Annotated in this window: 19 protein-coding genes; 8 read left to right on the top strand and 11 right to left on the bottom strand. The window is 59.9% G+C overall.

Features of this window, described 5'->3' with window-relative positions:
• The first annotated feature begins 153 nt into the window (after positions 1-153).
• Positions 154-1,257 carry an NADH:flavin oxidoreductase gene (locus tag SNL23_RS09715; RefSeq protein WP_318302133.1) on the top strand — a complete coding sequence of 368 codons (1,104 nt, stop codon included), beginning with the start codon at positions 154-156 and terminating at the stop codon, positions 1,255-1,257.
• Positions 1,258-2,210: 953 nt separating this feature from the next.
• Here the strand turns inward: SNL23_RS09715 and SNL23_RS09710 are convergent.
• Complete coding sequence (locus SNL23_RS09710) at positions 2,211-3,389, bottom strand: glycosyltransferase family 4 protein (RefSeq protein WP_318302132.1); 1,179 nt, start codon at positions 3,387-3,389, stop codon at positions 2,211-2,213.
• Between the two features lie 64 nt (positions 3,390-3,453).
• Entirely contained in the window at positions 3,454-4,209 is a 756-nt protein-coding gene (gene cysZ, locus SNL23_RS09705) for a sulfate transporter CysZ (protein WP_076014995.1), read from the bottom strand.
• A gap of 293 nt (positions 4,210-4,502) precedes the next feature.
• Between cysZ and trxB the strand changes: the two genes are divergently transcribed.
• Positions 4,503-5,465 (top strand): thioredoxin-disulfide reductase, encoded by a 963-nt coding sequence (gene trxB / locus SNL23_RS09700; protein ID WP_063033099.1) that lies wholly within the window; start codon positions 4,503-4,505, stop codon positions 5,463-5,465.
• Between the two features lie 182 nt (positions 5,466-5,647).
• Here trxB and SNL23_RS09695 read toward each other — a convergent pair whose 3' ends face one another.
• From SNL23_RS09695 to SNL23_RS09670, 6 genes are read right to left on the bottom strand one after another with little or no spacing between them, the layout of a single operon-like run.
• On the bottom strand, positions 5,648-5,989 hold the full coding sequence (locus SNL23_RS09695; RefSeq protein WP_167665435.1) for a HopJ type III effector protein: 342 nt from the start codon (positions 5,987-5,989) through the stop codon (positions 5,648-5,650).
• Positions 5,982-6,278, bottom strand: a complete 297-nt coding sequence (locus SNL23_RS09690; protein WP_008432302.1) for a DUF1244 domain-containing protein — start codon at positions 6,276-6,278, stop codon at positions 5,982-5,984. Before SNL23_RS09690 ends, SNL23_RS09695 begins: the two co-directional genes overlap by 8 nt.
• Positions 6,279-6,301: 23 nt before the next feature.
• Positions 6,302-6,673, bottom strand: a complete 372-nt coding sequence (gene folX, locus SNL23_RS09685; RefSeq protein WP_003208474.1) for a dihydroneopterin triphosphate 2'-epimerase — start codon at positions 6,671-6,673, stop codon at positions 6,302-6,304.
• 2 nt (positions 6,674-6,675) lie between these two features.
• On the bottom strand, positions 6,676-7,236 hold the full coding sequence (gene folE / locus SNL23_RS09680) for a GTP cyclohydrolase I FolE (RefSeq protein ID WP_076014997.1): 561 nt from the start codon (positions 7,234-7,236) through the stop codon (positions 6,676-6,678).
• Positions 7,237-7,256: 20 nt separating this feature from the next.
• On the bottom strand, positions 7,257-7,967 hold the full coding sequence (folM, locus tag SNL23_RS09675; RefSeq protein WP_076014998.1) for a dihydromonapterin reductase: 711 nt from the start codon (positions 7,965-7,967) through the stop codon (positions 7,257-7,259).
• Between the two features lie 57 nt (positions 7,968-8,024).
• Positions 8,025-8,585 (bottom strand): hypothetical protein, encoded by a 561-nt coding sequence (locus SNL23_RS09670; protein WP_003208479.1) that lies wholly within the window; start codon positions 8,583-8,585, stop codon positions 8,025-8,027.
• A 216-nt stretch (positions 8,586-8,801) separates the two neighbouring features.
• Here SNL23_RS09670 and SNL23_RS09665 point away from each other — a divergent pair, with 216 nt between their 5' ends.
• Positions 8,802-9,758 (top strand): MerR family transcriptional regulator, encoded by a 957-nt coding sequence (locus tag SNL23_RS09665; protein ID WP_372241510.1) that lies wholly within the window; start codon positions 8,802-8,804, stop codon positions 9,756-9,758.
• Between the two features lie 2 nt (positions 9,759-9,760).
• Here SNL23_RS09665 and SNL23_RS09660 read toward each other — a convergent pair whose 3' ends face one another.
• Entirely contained in the window at positions 9,761-10,366 is a 606-nt protein-coding gene (locus tag SNL23_RS09660; protein ID WP_076015001.1) for a hypothetical protein, read from the bottom strand.
• 58 nt (positions 10,367-10,424) lie between these two features.
• Entirely contained in the window at positions 10,425-10,892 is a 468-nt protein-coding gene (locus tag SNL23_RS09655; RefSeq protein ID WP_318302131.1) for a PAS domain S-box protein, read from the bottom strand.
• Positions 10,893-11,005: 113 nt separating this feature from the next.
• On the opposite strand from SNL23_RS09655, the gene SNL23_RS09650 reads away from it, so the two are divergent.
• Positions 11,006-11,461: a flavodoxin gene (locus tag SNL23_RS09650; protein ID WP_003208486.1), complete on the top strand. Its 456-nt coding sequence runs from the start codon at positions 11,006-11,008 to the stop codon at positions 11,459-11,461.
• Here the strand turns inward: SNL23_RS09650 and SNL23_RS09645 are convergent.
• On the bottom strand, positions 11,442-12,338 hold the full coding sequence (locus tag SNL23_RS09645; protein ID WP_076015003.1) for a LysR substrate-binding domain-containing protein: 897 nt from the start codon (positions 12,336-12,338) through the stop codon (positions 11,442-11,444). The genes SNL23_RS09650 and SNL23_RS09645 overlap by 20 nt on opposite strands.
• A 99-nt stretch (positions 12,339-12,437) precedes the next feature.
• On the opposite strand from SNL23_RS09645, the gene SNL23_RS09640 reads away from it, so the two are divergent.
• From SNL23_RS09640 to SNL23_RS09625, 4 genes are all read left to right on the top strand, one after another.
• A complete protein-coding gene (locus SNL23_RS09640; RefSeq protein WP_167665438.1) occupies positions 12,438-12,824 on the top strand; it encodes a CidA/LrgA family protein in 387 nt (128 codons plus the stop codon).
• Entirely contained in the window at positions 12,814-13,500 is a 687-nt protein-coding gene (locus SNL23_RS09635) for an LrgB family protein (protein ID WP_076015005.1), read from the top strand. Before SNL23_RS09640 ends, SNL23_RS09635 begins: the two co-directional genes overlap by 11 nt.
• 165 nt (positions 13,501-13,665) lie before the next feature.
• Positions 13,666-14,448, top strand: a complete 783-nt coding sequence (locus SNL23_RS09630; RefSeq protein ID WP_076015006.1) for a class II aldolase/adducin family protein — start codon at positions 13,666-13,668, stop codon at positions 14,446-14,448.
• Positions 14,448-15,350 carry an alpha/beta fold hydrolase gene (locus tag SNL23_RS09625; protein WP_076015007.1) on the top strand — a complete coding sequence of 301 codons (903 nt, stop codon included), beginning with the start codon at positions 14,448-14,450 and terminating at the stop codon, positions 15,348-15,350. Before SNL23_RS09630 ends, SNL23_RS09625 begins: the two co-directional genes overlap by 1 nt.
• The last annotated feature ends 117 nt before the right edge of the window (positions 15,351-15,467 follow it).

Below are 15,467 nucleotides of genomic sequence, written 5' to 3'. Positions count from 1 at the left end.
AGCCCAACGGGGGACAAGCCCCCTCGCCACAAAAGCCAATCGCCAAAGTTTTCCCGCTTTTACCCCTTAATCACCCCAATCAATAGTGCTATCCAGTACGCTGTTCACTCCATATTATCCACATCATAAATTCCTTTCTGATGGAGTGCTCCCATGCCTGTCCAAGCCTTGTTCAAACCGTTCCAGCTCGGCGCACTGCAACTGCCGACACGCGTGGTGATGGCGCCGATGACCCGTTCGTTCTCCCCGGGCGGCGTGCCTAACTCCAAAGTGATCGAGTACTACCGCCGCCGCGCCGCTGCCGGTGTCGGCCTGATCATCACCGAAGGCACCGTGGTCGGTCACCCCGCCTCCAACGGCTACCCGAACGTCCCGCATTTCTACGGTGAGGCCGCCCTGGCCGGCTGGAAGAAAGTGGTCGACGCCGTACATGCCGAAGGCGGCAAGATCGTCCCGCAACTGTGGCATGTGGGCAGCGTACGGCGCATCGGCACCGAGCCGGATGCCAGCGTGCCAGCTTACGGCCCGACCGAAAAACTCAAGGACGGCAACGTCGTCGTCCACGGCATGACCGTGCAAGACATCAAGGACGTGATCGCCGCGTTCGCCCAAGCCGCCAAGGATGCCCAGAGCATCGGCATGGACGGCGTGGAAATCCACGGCGCACACGGTTACCTGGTGGACCAGTTCTTCTGGGAAGGCACCAACCTGCGCACCGACGAATACGGCGGCAGCCTGGCCAACCGTTCGCGCTTTGCCATCGAATTGATCCAGGCCATCCGCGCTGCCGTGGGCCCGGACTTCCCGATCATCTTGCGTTTTTCCCAGTGGAAGCAGCAGGACTACACTGCGCGTCTGGTGCAAACCCCGCAAGCGCTGGGTGAATTCCTCAAGCCGCTGTCTGACGCCGGCGTGGATATTTTCCACTGCTCCACCCGCCGTTTCTGGGAGCCGGAATTCGAAGGCTCCGAACTGAACCTGGCTGGCTGGACCCGCAAGCTTACCGGCAAGCCGACCATCACTGTGGGCAGCGTCGGCCTGGATGGTGAGTTCCTGCAGTTCATGGTCAACACCGACAAGGTCGCGCAACCGGCCAGCCTGGAAAACCTGCTGGAACGCCTGAACAACGACGAGTTTGATCTGGTGGCGGTTGGCCGTGCGTTGCTGGTGGATCCGGATTGGGCGCTCAAAGTGCGCGAAGGGCGTGAGGGCGACATCTTGCCGTTTAGTCGTGAGGCGTTGACGACCCTTGTTTGAGCGCGATTCTGCGCTTTCACCAAGGTTTCTGACAGGAAGCCGGATACCCGGCTCCCTGTGATTTTCAGGTCGTAAATGAGCCATCTACCCCCATAGTGGGGATGTCATGAGGTTTACGTAAAAGGGCGCCGGCCTGTGAGTGCGGACGGTTGGCGCTCGGAATAACTGTCATAGGCGGAATTCGCCTGGTGTGCAGGCATGAATCGCGATTGTGACGATTGCTCGTCGGCTTGAAGGCTGTGATTGCGCAACAGCGGTTGCTGGTTGTTTCTGCTGAGGTGAGCAGGGTATCCGCCGTTTTCAGGCCGTGGGCGTGCGGGATTTGCGCCGTAGTCGGGTTGCGGGCGTGCGGGATTTGCGCCGTAGTCGGGTTGCGGGCGTGCGGGATTTGCGCCGTAGTCGGGTTGCGGGCGTGCGGGATTTGCGCCGTAGTCGGGTTGCGGGCGTGCGGGATTCGCGCCGTAGTCGGGCCGTGGGCGTGCAGGATTCCCGCTGCCGGGTTGCGCAGGGCGAGCGGGTGAGCACTTGGAACGTCTGCCGCGATCATCCGGCGGTGCGGGTTGCCAGGCGTTTCCACTCGGTTGGGTATCCTGTCGGTCCCACCCTGACATTGGCTGTTTGCCGGAAGGCTGTTGCGCTTGCGTGGGGTTTTCAAAGCGAGTAACGCTGGCAGGGTTTGATACGTGATTCAGTATAAACATCGTTGATCTCTATATTGGGTTGTTGCTTATAGATTTCCCCGCTTGTTTTGGGATTTTTCCCATGCCCAAGCTGGCGCCTCTTTGATAAGTAGGCGTCACTTGGGTGGGTAACCCGTAAGGTCGCGTTCCCGATATATTCAGTCATGAAACTGCGTTTTTCGGTGCGGCTGAGGCTTTTTTTCAGGGCAGGCCGCGTAACTCAGGGGATAGCAGAACGAGTTGGTAAAGTTGCTGACTTTCCTTGTCGTCTAATCATCGCGTCACAGGTGCAGGTGTAACGGGCAAGTGGGCCCCACACACACCTCGTAACTGAATCTCAAACTGTTCGACAATCGCTGGCCAACCCTGACGGCTGGCGTGTTGTCGGGCATTGAGCCGCACCCGCCTTAAACTCTCGCGCTCTTCCAACAGCCAGTTCGCGGCATCGCAAAACGCCTCCTCATCCCCCGGCATTGCCAGCACGCCACTGTAGCCATGGCGAATATGCTGGGTCGCGGCCGCCTGGTCGTACGCCACCACACCCAACCCTGACGCCATGGCTTCCAGCACCACGTTGCCGAAGGTTTCAGTCAGGCTGGGGAACAGGAACACATCCCCGGACGCATAATGCCGGGCCAGTTCTTCACCGCGCAGGGTGCCGCAGAAAATCGCCTCCGGCAGTTCCTTTTCCAGCATCGCCCGTTGTGGGCCGTCACCGACGATGATCAGTTTCATCTGGCGCAGTGGGTAGGTGTCCTGCAGCGTTTCAAAGCAGCGCTTGAGCAACCCGAGGTTTTTTTCCTGGGCCAGGCGGCCCACATGCAGCACCGCAGTTTGCTCACTGGTCAGTGCCCAACTTTCACGCAGCGCATTGTCGCGTTTGGCCGGATGAAACAGCTGGCTGTCGACACCGCGCGCAAGCATGCCCAGGCGCTCGAAGTGGCGGCGCTCGAGCTCCATGCGTTGGCTGGCGCTGGGCACCAGGGTCAGGGTCGAACGGTTATGGAACCAGCGCAGATAGTGGGTCAACACCCGGTTCAACATGCCCAGGCCGTACTGGTTGGAGTACTGCTGGAAGTTGGTATGGAAACCGCTCACCACGCTGATCCCCAAGCGCCGCGCCGCCCTGAGTGCGGACAAACCCAACGGCCCTTCGGTGGCGATGTACAGCACATCCGGGCGCTGGCGGGTCCAGCGCCGCAACAACTTGTGCATCGACGACTGGCCCCATTGCAGCCCCGGATAACCCGGCAACGGCCAACCCCGGCAAAGCATCAGGCCGTCGTCGCTGGGCCGGCTCTGGTCGCTGCCCTGGCGCGGGCGAACCAGTTCGACTTGATGCCCGCGCGCGCGCAAACCGTCACACAGGCGGCCAAGGGTATTGGCCACCCCGTTGATCTCGGGCGGGAAGGTTTCGGTAATCAGGGTGATGTGGAGCGAAGCTGTCGTCATGACCCACAGTGTCGGTGTGGGCCATGTCGTCATTGTGTCTTTTGGATGATGGATTTGTGACGGCTCAGGCCTTTTTAACGGCCATCGCCTCGGCGCCTTGCTCACGCACCCAGAACAACGTCGCCCCGGCCACCGCCGCCGGCATCATCAGCAGGTTCACCACCGGCACCAGCAGCACCAGGTAAACGATGCCGCCAAAACTCATGCTCTGCCAGCGCTTCTGGCGCAGCCAGGCGAGCATTTCGTTCCAGCCCAGCTTGTGGTTGTCCGCCGGGTAGTCGATGTACTGGATCGCCATCATCCACACGCCGAACAGCAGCCACAGCGGCGCGGCCACCAGGTTGACCACCGGGATGAACGACAGGATAAACAGGCCGATGGCCCGTGGCAGGAAGTAGCCCAGTTTGCGCATTTCCCGGGCCAGGGTACGCGGGACCATGGCCGCCAGTTCGGCCCAGCTGAATGCCGGGAAGTCATCGGTGCCGCGCACCACCACTTCGACTTTTTCCGACAGAAAGCCGTTGAACGGCGCGGCGATGATATTGGCGAGCATGGTGAAGGTGAAAAACACCATCAGCACCACCAGCACCACGAATAAAGGCCACAGCAGATAATTGAGAAAGCTCAGCCAACTCGGCAGCGTCGGCATCAGCGTGTCGACCCACAGGCTGAACTGATGGCCGGCGAAGTAGATCAATCCGACGAACAGGATCAGGTTGATCGCCAGTGGCAGCAGCACAAACAGGCGCAAGCCAGGGCTGAGTACCAGTTTGAGGCCTTCGCGCAGGTACTGTGGGCCTGAAAGAACGGGGGCGGGCATGGATAACTCCGGGCAATGGGGGCGAACGCGCCGACCTTACCGGCTTTGGGAGTACCGGGAAAGCACGGCCCGCGTCGCGACATTAACGGTAACAAAGGTGTCGATTAATAGAGGGCACGGGATAGAGACCACCTATGAGCTGGATTGTTATTCCGTATTTCCTTAATCTTGCCTCCCTCTATACGCTGCACCCATTATTTTCAGGATCTGCGAGTTCAAGCCTTCCCCAAGTGCTTCGCGGTCCTTTTTTATTCCAGCCGTTCTGTAGTCCGGGCGGTCGATAGGAGTGAGTCATGTCTGATACCCGTCATTCGCGAGTGATTATTCTCGGTTCCGGCCCTGCCGGTTACAGCGCTGCCGTCTACGCTGCCCGCGCCAACCTCAAGCCGCTGCTGATCACCGGCATGCAAGCGGGCGGTCAGTTGACCACCACCACCGAAGTCGACAACTGGCCAGGCGACGTTCACGGCCTGACCGGCCCGGTGCTGATGGAACGCATGAAAGAACACGCCGAGCGTTTCGAAACCGAAATCGTGTTTGATCACATCAACGCGGTCGACTTCTCGAAAAAGCCATACAGCCTGACCGGCGACAGCGGTGTGTACACCTGTGACGCGCTGATCATCGCCACCGGCGCCAGCGCTCGTTACCTGGGCCTGCCGTCGGAAGAAGCGTTCATGGGCAAGGGTGTTTCCGCCTGCGCGACCTGCGACGGTTTCTTCTACCGCAACAAGCCAGTGGCTGTGGTCGGTGGCGGCAACACCGCGGTGGAAGAGGCGCTGTACCTGGCCAACATCGCCAGCACTGTGACCCTGGTTCACCGCCGCGAGACCTTCCGCGCCGAGAAGATCCTGATCGACAAGCTGCATGCCCGCGTGGCCGAAGGCAAGATCATCCTCAAGCTCAACGCCACCCTGGATGAAGTCCTGGGCGACAACATGGGCGTGACCGGTGCTCGCCTGAAGAACAACGACGGCAGCTTCGACGAACTGAAAGTCGACGGCGTGTTCATCGCCATCGGCCACACCCCGAACACCTCGTTGTTCGAAGGCGTGCTGGATGCAAAAGACGGTTACCTGATTGTGCAGGGCGGCCGTGAAGGCAACGCGACGGCCACCAACATCGAAGGTATCTTCGCTGCCGGTGACGTGGCTGACCACGTCTACCGCCAGGCGATCACCTCCGCTGGGGCTGGCTGCATGGCGGCACTGGATGCCGAGCGTTACCTCGACGGTTTGAAAGACGCTGCGTTCTAAACCGCTGAAACAAAAAAACCGGCTGCGAGGCCGGTTTTTTTACGTCTGCGATTTATGCAACACCGCAGCTCAAATGTGGGAGCGGGCTTGCTCGCGAATGCAGAGTGTCAGGCAATACATCGGGTGACTGATACACCGCATTCGCGAGCAAGCCCGCTCCCACATTTTGATCTATGCCTGACTCAGGATTTGCGGGTCAGTGGCTGTGCGGCAAACTTCACACCCGCCAACCCATGCTCGATCAGCGCACGAATGTTGCCGTGGTCACTGCCTTCAGGCGTGGCCAGCACGGAACGGTAATGCTCGCCAAACGCCAACAGCGCTTCCTGGTCGCTAAAGCCTTCCAGCAGTGCGAGGCCCAGGGTCTTGCACGATCCTTCGTTCTGCCCGGCGGCGTTTTCCACGCTGGCGTTGGTGAAGGGTTGTGGCTGGTAGTCGTAACCGGCGGCAACAAAAGCCAGGGTGTCGGCGAAAGCGTGTTCGCCGCTGTTGAGGCTGGCGCGCAGGGTGTTCAGGTCAGTCATGGGTTTTTCCTTTGGCGAATGCCGCTTGCTGTTCGGCACTGGCTTCTTGCTGGTATTGGGCTTTCCACTCGGCGTACGGCATGCCGTACACCACTTCACGGGCGTCATCGAGGCTCAGCTCAATCTGGCGCTCGTCGGCCTCGGCCTTGTACCACTTGGACAAGCAGTTGCGGCAGAAGCCCGAGAGGTTCATCAGGTCGATGTTCTGCACATCCTTGCGGCTGTCCAGGTGGGCTACCAGTCGGCGAAAGGCGGCGGCTTCGAGTTCGAGGCGTTGTTGATCGTTCATGGTACTCACTGCAAAGGTAAGGGTTAGCGACTGGCCGCCAGGGTGATCGACACCGATTCGGCAAAACGCAACGCATGGGGCTTGTCGACTTCGACTTCGGCGTACAGCACCGACGTATTGCTCATCACCAGGTCGAGGATCTCCTGGGTCAGGCGCTCCAGCAGGGCGAAGCGGTTGCCTTCCACATGGGCGATGATCGCCTTGGTGATGGTGCGGTAGTTCAGCGCGTGGTCGATGTCGTTGTCGCGTACGGCTTCCTGGGCGGCATACAGGATGGTCAGGTTGATCAAGACATCCTGCTTGTTGAGGATTTCATCCTCGTTGATCCCGATAAACGTGCGCAGGCACAGGTCTTTGACCCGGATGCGCGCCATGCCTGGCTGAAGTTGTGGCATTGCTACTTGCTCCGTCCAATCAGTTGCAGGAACTCCATGCGCGTGGTGTTCGACTCGCGGAACGCGCCGAGCATCACCGAGGTGTTCATGGTTGAATTCTGTTTTTCCACGCCGCGCATCATCATGCACATGTGCTTGGCCTCGATCACTACCGCCACACCTGCTGCTTGAGTGACTTCCTGGATAGCGTCGGCGATTTCCCGCGTGAGATTCTCCTGGATCTGCAGGCGCCGGGCGAACATGTCGACGATCCGCGCCAGCTTCGACAGGCCGAGGACCTTGCCGGTCGGAATATAGGCCACATGGGCCTTGCCGATAAAGGGCAGCAGGTGATGCTCGCACAGCGAATACAGCTCGATGTCCTTGAGGATCACCATCTCGTCGTTGTCGGAGGCGAAGAGCGCACCGTTGACGATTTCCTCCAGGTTCTGCTCGTAACCATGACACAGGTACTGCATGGCCTTGGCGGCCCGCTTCGGCGTGTCGAGCAAACCTTCGCGCTCCGGGTCTTCGCCCAGGCCCTTGAGGATCTCGCGGTAATGGTGGGGCAGGGACAAAGTCATACAACATCCTCGCAAACGGCTTACTTGATATGCCGCCCGCCGTTGACGGTCAGGGTGGTACCGGTGACATACGGGTTATCCAGCAGGTAACGCACGCTCTGGTAAATCACCTCGGGGCCGGGTTCGATACCCAGTGCCGCTTTGGCCAGGACCTTGGCGCGGTAGGCCGCGTCGTCGCCCTCGTTGAACATCACCATCGCCGGGGCAATGCCGTTCACCTTGATTGTCGGTGCAAGTTGCGCGGCAAACGACAAGGTCAGGCTGTCGAGCCCGGCCTTGGTGGCGCAGTAGGCAATGTGCTGGCGGCTGCCCTTGCGGGTCACGTCATCGCTGATGTGCACGATATCCGCAGGCGTGGAGCTTTGCAGCAGGTAAGCACAATGCAGGTTGATCAGGTACGGCGCAAGCATGTGCACGCTGAACATGTCGGTAAAGGCGCGGCTCTCGTCCCCGGGCGTTTCCGCCTCCCAGGCCGACGCATTATGGATGATCGCGCGCAGGCTCTGGGTGTGCGTCTTCAGCTCGTCGATGAAGGCGAGAATACCTGCCTCGCAGGAAAAGTCGGCAAACACGCCAATCGCACCGCGCTCGCGCAGGGTCTGCACGCCGGGACGTTCGCTGCGGTAACTGAAAATCACCGGCTGCCCTTCGTCCAGCAGGCGCAGGGCGCAATGCAGGCCGACACGTTGGCCGGCACCGGTGATCAGGATCGGGGCGGGAGTTGAAGACATGGGAAGCTCGAATCGCTGGCAGGCTAAAACTATACCAGCGCGCGGCCTCCCTTGTACTCAAGCAGCGGCTTCGGTGGCCTTTACCCGGGCCGGAGCCGGATGCAGCCAGCTGGCCAGCAGGTGGGTCGACAACGGAATAAAGAAGTAAACCATCAGCGGCGTCAGCGCGAGGGTGCTGACCAGCACACGGCTCAACAAACCCAACTCACTGAGCAGCGGCTCAAGGCCGAAGTTGAACAGCAGCGACACCGGGAAAAACGCCAGCCAGATGGCCACGGCCTGCTTCCAGCGTGGCGGTCGTGCGGCGGCGGCGCCAAACCAGCCGTCGATACCGCGTACACGATGCTCCGAGGGCGCAGCAAAAAGCTCACTGCCACGACCGAGCCATGCACCACGAGACGCGGAAAACTCCCAGGCATGCAGGGTCTTTTCGTCGGCGAAGCGGAAAATAATCTGGAATTCATCATCGTTGGGCGGCGGGGCAAGCACGCCGGAGCCCAGGTAACCGGGAAAGTCCGTGGCCAATTGCTCGCCTTCGCGCAGCCAGGCCATCAACTCTTCATAACGACCCTTGGCCACGCGGCGCGCAACCATCAGGGTGACGGGGGAGGTAGACATTGTGTATCTCCATAAGGATCAGGTGCGCTTGGCCGGGTAGGTGGCGCACGAACGAAGCTGCGGGGTAAGCAGCCACGTTGAAAAAACAGGCAAGGATTATTCCTGTTTTGAAAAAATACACCAGCGGCATTGGTCGGCTGGCCGAAGACCTTGAAACGGACAGCTGTATGGGCGTTAAATGGGATCCAAATTCCTCACGGTGTTTTTAGTGCGCTGATGTCTGTAATGACTGCTCCATCCCCTGATATGACGCTTGGCAACCCCGCCGATTCCGACGAGTTGTTCCCGATTCGTGAAGTGGCAAGATTGACAGGCATCAACCCCGTCACCCTACGTGCCTGGGAACGTCGGTATGGGCTGATCCAGCCGGTTCGCACCGAAAGCGGGCACCGCCTGTATTCGCGCACCGATATCGACACCGTTCATCGTATTCTTGACTGGATCGAACGCGGTGTGGCGGTGAGCAAGGTGGGGAAAATCCTCGCCCGGGATGATCAGCAAGTCGAAGTTGCAGCCGTCGCACCCGCCGGTGCGGAACATGAATGGAGCCAATGGCAGCAACAGTTGCGAACGGCCGTCGGTGCCTTCGACGATCGGCAACTGGACCGGTTGTATGGCCAAATTTTCGCAGCCTACCCGGTGAGCGTGGTTTTCCAGGACATCCTGATGCCGCTCTGGCAGCAGTTATTGCGTCACCAGGGACTTTTTGGCCAGACCAGCGAATGGCTGTTTTTTGATGGGTTCCTGCGCAGCCGCACCTGGAAACGCCTGCAAACCGGCTGCGCCTCTGCGGCGCCGCGGGTGCTGCTGGCGGCCATCGCGGGAGAATGTCGGGAGCTGGAATTGCTCGTCGCAGGCCTGCTGATGAGCGGTGACGAATTAGCGGTCAAGGTCTTGGCCGTGGGCCAGCCGATGGATGAATTGACACTCGTCTGTGAAAAAACCAAGCCCCAAGCCCTTGTGGTGTTCTCCAATCACTCGCCCACCAGTGAGTTGCCCCGGCGCCTCGAGCGGCTTGCCCTGACCATCGACTGCCCGCTTTTGTTAGCCGGTGATGCGGCGGAATTGGCTCAGGAGCAACTGAAGGGGTCGCCGGTCGGATGCTTGGGCAATGAAGGGCGATTGATGCAGCGCCGCCTGCAGCAGTTTCTGCGCGGCGGCCTGGATACCTGAATTCAGGCGTGGACTTCGGGGTGGAACAAGCGATGTTGCTGCAGGATAAACTGGCGCAGGCGCTCGGTTTCATCCGCATCACTCTGGCTTAGGCGATAGGCGAACAACCCTCGGGCATTTTCCCGCTCCAGCGTGCCGCGTACCGAGATACGCTCATACCCGGACGGGCTGAACCACAGGGAAAAGGTTTTAGGCGCCTTGACCCGCCCGCGAATTTCCACCAGCAACCCTTTGAACGACACCTCATGCACCCACAGCGCACTCGGCTGCCCCTTGATATTTTCCAGCGGTACCGGCTCTTCAAGTGCCAGGCGCCACGGGCGAATCATCGGGCCGTCTTCGAAAATACTCGGCACACCCAGGCGCAAATGCACGGCATGAAACTCGTCTTCCACTAATTGCAGCGGAAAGGTCATTTGCTGGTTATCGAATTGTGCCTGGAGGGTGACATGGTCGTGAGCCGCCAAGCGGGTGAGCAAATCACGAATCTGCGCACCGCCATTGACCGTCAGGCTCGACGACGCATCCCGCACGTTCAGTTGCGGGTTGTGGTGCATGGTCTGAATAAAATCCAGCTCGTCCTGCGTCAAAAGCGCGTCGCGTTGCATTGATCTTGCTCAAGGAAAAGGTATTAAAACGCCATTATCTCTTTAAAGACCGCGTTTTCTAGTTTTTGTTAGATCCGCTCGTCGCCTTGAGTGCCTCAAGCTCCGCCTTTAGGTCCGCCAACTGGGCTTCCAATTGCGCGACACGCTGCTGGGCCTTGACCTGAGCGGTCACATCTTTCTGCACGCCGACAACGTAGGTCTGCTTGTCGGCCGGGTTGTAAACCGTCGATAACGACAGCTCATTCCAGAAGTGGGTGCCATCCTTACGGTAATTGCGCAGGATTTCCCGGCAGGGCTCACCGCTCTCCAAAGCTTCGCGAATCGCCATAAGCCCTGGCTGGTCACGGTCTCCCGATTGCATGAAGCGGCAATCCTGATAGAGGATTTCGTCGAGGGTGTAGCCGGTCATGCGCTCGAACGCCGGGTTTACGTAAATCAGTGGCATATCCTTGCCTTCGCGCTCGGCAATTACGATGCCGTCGTTGGAGGCGTTGATCACCAGTTGCATCAGCTTGGCGTTAATCATTGAGCGGTCCATGGCTTGTCTTCGGAATTCGCAGTTTAAGACATGCTGGCAGCCTTTCCACTGGCCCCAGCTGTTAATATCCCAGGCTTTTAGTCAGTTACAGGATCAGATTGATGAAAGTCGCCATCCTTTCCGGCTCGGTGTACGGCACGGCTGAAGAAGTCGCCCGTCACGCTGCAAGCATTCTCAACGCTGCCGGTTTCGACGCCTGGCACAACCCGCGTGCCACCTTGGCTGACGTGCAGGGCTTCGCGCCCGAGGCTTTTTTGGCGGTGACTTCCACCACCGGCATGGGCGAGTTGCCCGACAACCTGCAGCCGCTGTACTCGACCATCCGCGACCAATTGCCCGCTGCCTGGCGTGGCCTGCCGGGCGCGGTGATCGGCCTGGGCGACGCCAGCTATGGCGACACCTTCTGCGGCGGTGGCGAGCAAATGCGCGAGCTGTTTGCAGAGTTGGGCGTGCATGAAGTACTGCCGATGCTGCGCCTGGACGCCAGCGAAAGCGTGACCCCGGAGGCCGACGCCGAGCCATGGCTGGCGGAACTGGTCACTGCACTGCGCGGTTGACCGGGAATTCTCGCAACAATGCCAGCCAGGCCTGGGCGGCTTTCGACAGATAGGCGCCCTCACGCCAGATAAAGGCAATGTCCCAGCGCAGGTATTCCGGCGCCTTGAGCGTCAGACGTACCACCCCGGGCCGCACCAGGCCCCGGGCTACCACGCTGGGCAACAACACCACGCCTTGGCCGGCGGCCACCAATGCGGCGAGAAAATCCGCCTGGCCACTGCGCCCGCTTTCCTTCGGGGTAAAGCCCAGTTGCTGACAGGCTTGCAACAGGCGGTCGTTCAATACAAAACTACGTTGGTACATCAGGAACGGCGTGTCAGCCAATTCCTCCAGGCGGATTTGCGCGTTATCGGCCAGCGGGTGATCCATGGGCAGCAGGGCGTCCAGCGGCTCATCACAAAATGCCTGCCAGGCGAACGCCGGGTCGCTGGGCATCAAGCTACCGCCCACCTCCAGTTCTCCACTCAAGATTGCCTGCTCGATATTGCGGCTGCCGCCTTCCAGCAGTTGAATCGTGACATTCGGATAGCGCCGGCGGTATTCGGCAAACAACCCGGCAAACAGCGTGTCGCCACCCAACTGCGGCAAGCCCATACGCAGTTCGCCACGGGTCAGCTGATTCAAGTCATCCAGCTCGCTGAGCAACTCGGCTTGCTGGCGCAGCATCGCCTCTGCCCGCTGCAACACCACTTGCCCGGCCGCCGTCAGGCGAATCTGCGAACCCAGGCGATCCAGCAACGGCGTGCCCAGGCTTTGTTCCAATTGCGCGACCTGCTTGCTGACAGCGGACTGGCTGATGTGCAGGGTTTTGCCGGCTTGGGTAAAACCGCCGCGGTGGATCACTTCGACAAAGCTGCGCAGCTGTTTAAATTCCATCGACCTGATTCCAGTTTGGAATAGATTGCAGTCTAACAATTCGCTGTGGGGATGCCAGGCGCCTCTTTAAAATAGAAGCCCTGCGAGGACCCAAAGCTTATGAAACGTTTAACTTTCAAACTCGTCGGTCGGTTGCTGGTTGAACTGATCGTCCTGCTGGCCATTTACTTTCTGGGCTGCGAATTGGCCGCCTGGCTCAACTGGCCCATTCCTGGCGGTGTGGTCGGCCTGGGCCTGTTGCTGCTGACCTTCGCCACCGGCCTGGTAAAACCGGCGGCCCTGCAATTGGGTGCCGGTGTGCTGATGGCGGAGATGCTGCTGTTCTTTATTCCTGCGTTGATGAGCCTTCTGGACTACGGCGGCCTGGTAAAGCACGACGGCTGGCGGATCATGCTGGTGATCGGCTTCAGCACCTTGTCAGTGATGTTGGTGACCGCGTTTACCGTGGAATTCGTTTGCCGTTGGAAGTTGCGCCATGAAGCTTGAGCTGATGCCGATGTTCTGGCTGGCGCTAACCCTCGGCGCCTACGCCTTCAGCCGCTGGATCTACCTGCGCACCGGGCGTTACCTGCTGTCGCCGCTGATCCTGGTGCCCGCGCTGTTGTTGGCGGTGGCCGTGCCGATGAAGACTGCCTATGCCGAATACTCCACCGACACCCACTGGCTGATGCTGGTGCTGGGCCCGGTCACCGTGGCATTCGCCATTCCGATCTGGCAACAGCGCCAATTGCTGATACGCCACTGGTCAGCGTTGTTGCTGGGGATGGTGGCGGGCAGCGCGGCGTCCATCGCCACTTCGTATGGCCTGGCCAAAGCCTTGGCGCTCGACAGCTCGGTGACGATGTCGTTGGTGCCCCGTTCGATCACCACGCCGTTCGCCATGCCGGTGTCTTCCGACCTGGGCGGAGTGCCGGAACTGACGGCCGTATTCGTGATGTTCACCGGTGTGTTCGGCGCTATGCTCGGCGGCGTGCTGCTCAAGTGGCTGCCGTTGCGCACGCCGTTGGCTCGTGGCGCATTGTTTGGCGTGGGCGCTCACGGCGCAGGTGTCAGCCGGGCCCATGAAGTGGGTGGCGAGGAAGGCTCGGTGGCGGGTCTGGTGATGGTGCTGACCGGATTGCTCAACCTGTTTGCCGCGCCTTTATTGGCGTCGCTTCTCTGACGCAATTTGAGCGAGTTGCAACTATCCTCATGACTGACCCGCTCGGTCATCAAGGTGGCTGCCAATGCAACTACGGCAGCCTCGGCGTCTGACTAGACTGGCCCTTCTGCCTGGATTGCCCCTTCACTCAAAAAAATAATAAAGCGCGCCAAGGAGGTCATTGCCGTGAGCCTAGCCACTGTTCAATCGACACACAGCGTAAAAGATCAGGTCAGCGCTGCCGAATGGCAGACCCGCGTCGACCTCGCCGCGTGCTATCGCCTGGTAGCGATGCACGGTTGGGACGACCTGATTTTCACCCATATCTCAGCCAAGGTGCCGGGCACCGAAGACTTCCTGATCAACCCTTATGGGCTGATGTTCCACGAGATCACCGCATCGAGCCTGGTGAAGGTCGACCAGGCCGGCAACAAGCTGATGGACAGTCCCTACGAGGTCAACCCGGCGGGCTACACCATCCACAGCGCGGTTCACGAAGTTCGCCACGACGTGGTCTGCGTGCTGCACACCCACACCGCTTCCGGCATTGCTGTTTCCGCGCAGAAGCAGGGCGTATTGCCCATCAGCCAGCAGTCCTTGTTTGTGCTGTCCAGCCTGGCCTATCACGCCTACGAAGGGGTGGCGCTGAACCACGAAGAAAAGGCCCGCTTGCAGGCCGACCTTGGCGCAAACAATTTCCTGATGCTGCACAACCACGGCTTGCTGACTTGCGGTGGCAGCATCGCCGATACCTTCCTGATGATGTTCATCTTTCAGCGCACCTGCGATATCCAGGTGATGGCGCAGAACGGTGGTGCGGAATTGATCACGATTGCACCACCGATATTGGCCGGTGCCCGGGCGATGATCGCCGGGGTTACCAAAAGCGCCCAAGGCATGGGCGGTGCGCTGGCATGGCCGGCGCTGCTGCGCAAACTCGACGCACTCGACCCCGGGTATAAAAGCTGATGCCACTCGCCGAGATTCCGCTGCGTATCTGGCGCCAGCGCGCCCAGAGCTTCGAGTTTCGCGGCCGCACCATTCGTTATTGGGTGGCGGGGCAGGGCGAGCCTTTGCTGCTGATCCATGGGTTCCCGACGGCCAGTTGGGATTGGCATTACCTCTGGCAGCCGTTGGCCCAGCGCTATCAAGTGATTGCGTGCGACATGCTGGGGTTTGGCGATTCGGCCAAGCCGCTGGATCACACGTATTGCCTGCTGGAGCAGGCGGATTTGCAGCAGGCTTTGCTGGAGCATCTTTGGGTGCAGCAGCCGGTGCATGTGTTGGCCCATGATTACGGTGACAGTGTGGCGCAGGAGCTGTTGGCGCGGCATTACGAAGGGCGGTTTCAGATGGCCAGTGGTGTGTTTCTCAACGGTGGGTTGTTTCCGGAGACGCATCGTCCGGCGTTGGTTCAGAAGCTGTTGCTGAGCCCGTTGGGGTGGATGATCGGGCGGGCGTTTGGGCGTAATGCGCTGGCCAACAGTTTTGGGCAGATTTTTGGGCCTTCGACCCGGCCCAGTGAAAGTGCGTTGGATGATTTCTGGAGCTTGATCGAGAGCCAGGATGGGCCGCGGATTTTGCACAAGTTGATTGCGTATATTCCTCAGCGTAGGCAGCAGCGGGATCGATGGGTGGAAGCGATGCAGCGGGGGGAGGTGCCGTTGCGGGTGATTGATGGGGAGGTTGATCCGATTTCTGGGGGGCATATGGTTCAGCGCTATCGTGAACTGGTGCCGCATGCGGATGCGGTGTTGCTCGCGAATATTGGGCACTATCCGCAGATTGAGGCGCCGGTGCAGGTGTTGAAGCATTATCTGGCGTTTCGGGAGGGGCTTGGGGTGGGGGCTTCTCGGGTGGCTTATTCTTGAGGTTTTGATGGGGGGCATATCCGTTATTTAGGTCACGGCCACCTATGGTTCCGCTCTTACAGCGGGTCACTTTTGAAAAGCGCAAAAGTAACCAAAACGCTCTGCCCCGCCTGTCGG

The sequence above is a fragment of the Pseudomonas sp. SED1 genome, from assembly GCF_034044025.1.
In the GTDB taxonomy this organism is placed as follows: domain Bacteria; phylum Pseudomonadota; class Gammaproteobacteria; order Pseudomonadales; family Pseudomonadaceae; genus Aquipseudomonas.
The sequence above is the reverse complement of the archived record's forward strand: the minus strand, read 5'-3'. Positions and strand labels throughout refer to the sequence as shown.

What these genes read in the sequence shown, in the direction of transcription:
- SNL23_RS09710 (WP_318302132.1), bottom strand. Translation starts at nt 3,389, where the DNA reads ATGACGACAGCTTCGCTCCACATCACCCTGATTACCGAAACCTTCCCG.
- SNL23_RS09670 (WP_003208479.1), bottom strand. Translation starts at nt 8,585, where the DNA reads ATGTCTACCTCCCCCGTCACCCTGATGGTTGCGCGCCGCGTGGCCAAG.
- folE (WP_076014997.1), bottom strand. Translation starts at nt 7,236, where the DNA reads ATGACTTTGTCCCTGCCCCACCATTACCGCGAGATCCTCAAGGGCCTG.
- SNL23_RS09650 (WP_003208486.1), top strand. Translation starts at nt 11,006, where the DNA reads ATGAAAGTCGCCATCCTTTCCGGCTCGGTGTACGGCACGGCTGAAGAA.
- SNL23_RS09645 (WP_076015003.1), bottom strand. Translation starts at nt 12,338, where the DNA reads ATGGAATTTAAACAGCTGCGCAGCTTTGTCGAAGTGATCCACCGCGGC.
- SNL23_RS09660 (WP_076015001.1), bottom strand. Translation starts at nt 10,366, where the DNA reads ATGCAACGCGACGCGCTTTTGACGCAGGACGAGCTGGATTTTATTCAG.
- folM (WP_076014998.1), bottom strand. Translation starts at nt 7,967, where the DNA reads ATGTCTTCAACTCCCGCCCCGATCCTGATCACCGGTGCCGGCCAACGT.
- SNL23_RS09665 (WP_372241510.1), top strand. Translation starts at nt 8,802, where the DNA reads ATGTCTGTAATGACTGCTCCATCCCCTGATATGACGCTTGGCAACCCC.
- trxB (WP_063033099.1), top strand. Translation starts at nt 4,503, where the DNA reads ATGTCTGATACCCGTCATTCGCGAGTGATTATTCTCGGTTCCGGCCCT.
- cysZ (WP_076014995.1), bottom strand. Translation starts at nt 4,209, where the DNA reads ATGCCCGCCCCCGTTCTTTCAGGCCCACAGTACCTGCGCGAAGGCCTC.
- SNL23_RS09635 (WP_076015005.1), top strand. Translation starts at nt 12,814, where the DNA reads ATGAAGCTTGAGCTGATGCCGATGTTCTGGCTGGCGCTAACCCTCGGC.
- SNL23_RS09690 (WP_008432302.1), bottom strand. Translation starts at nt 6,278, where the DNA reads ATGAACGATCAACAACGCCTCGAACTCGAAGCCGCCGCCTTTCGCCGA.
- SNL23_RS09655 (WP_318302131.1), bottom strand. Translation starts at nt 10,892, where the DNA reads ATGATTAACGCCAAGCTGATGCAACTGGTGATCAACGCCTCCAACGAC.
- folX (WP_003208474.1), bottom strand. Translation starts at nt 6,673, where the DNA reads ATGCCACAACTTCAGCCAGGCATGGCGCGCATCCGGGTCAAAGACCTG.
- SNL23_RS09640 (WP_167665438.1), top strand. Translation starts at nt 12,438, where the DNA reads ATGAAACGTTTAACTTTCAAACTCGTCGGTCGGTTGCTGGTTGAACTG.
- SNL23_RS09695 (WP_167665435.1), bottom strand. Translation starts at nt 5,989, where the DNA reads ATGACTGACCTGAACACCCTGCGCGCCAGCCTCAACAGCGGCGAACAC.
- SNL23_RS09715 (WP_318302133.1), top strand. Translation starts at nt 154, where the DNA reads ATGCCTGTCCAAGCCTTGTTCAAACCGTTCCAGCTCGGCGCACTGCAA.
- SNL23_RS09625 (WP_076015007.1), top strand. Translation starts at nt 14,448, where the DNA reads ATGCCACTCGCCGAGATTCCGCTGCGTATCTGGCGCCAGCGCGCCCAG.